The organism is Actinotalea sp. C106 (genome assembly GCF_023630195.1).
Taxonomy (GTDB): domain Bacteria; phylum Actinomycetota; class Actinomycetes; order Actinomycetales; family Cellulomonadaceae; genus Actinotalea.
In genome coordinates, this window is record NZ_JALPKN010000655.1 from 1 (window position 1) to 512 (window position 512).

The 512-nt window shown below is 67.6% G+C and carries 1 protein-coding gene; it reads left to right on the forward strand.

The window, feature by feature from the left end:
* A partial coding sequence (locus L0B03_RS19030; protein ID WP_250448686.1) for a methyl-accepting chemotaxis protein occupies window positions 1-512 on the forward strand: 512 nt, incomplete at both ends.

Here is a 512-nt window from a genome sequence, read left to right on the forward strand (position 1 = left end):
TCGGGGTCGCAGGTGTCGGCTGGGTCGGCGGAGACGTCGGCTCAGGCTGGTGTGGTGGCGGCTGCTGCGGAGCAGGTCAGCCGCAACGTGCAGGCTGTTGCTGCTGGTGCGGAGCAGATGGGTGCTTCGATCCGGGAGATCGCGCAGAACGCGAACGAGGCGGCGAAGGTCGCCTCGCAGGCCACGGGTGTGGCTGCGACCACGAACGAGACGGTGGCCAAGCTGGGCACGTCCAGCCAGGAGATCGGCAACGTGGTCAAGGTCATCACGAGCATCGCCGAGCAGACGAACCTGCTGGCCCTGAACGCGACGATCGAGGCTGCGCGTGCCGGTGAGGCCGGTAAGGGCTTCGCGGTCGTGGCTGGTGAGGTCAAGGAGCTGGCTCAGGAGACTGCTCGGGCCACGGAGGACATCGCTCGGCGGGTCGAGGCCATCCAGGGCGACACCACCGGTGCGGTGGCGGCGATCGGTCAGATCAGCGACATCATCGCCAGCATCAACGACTACCAGCT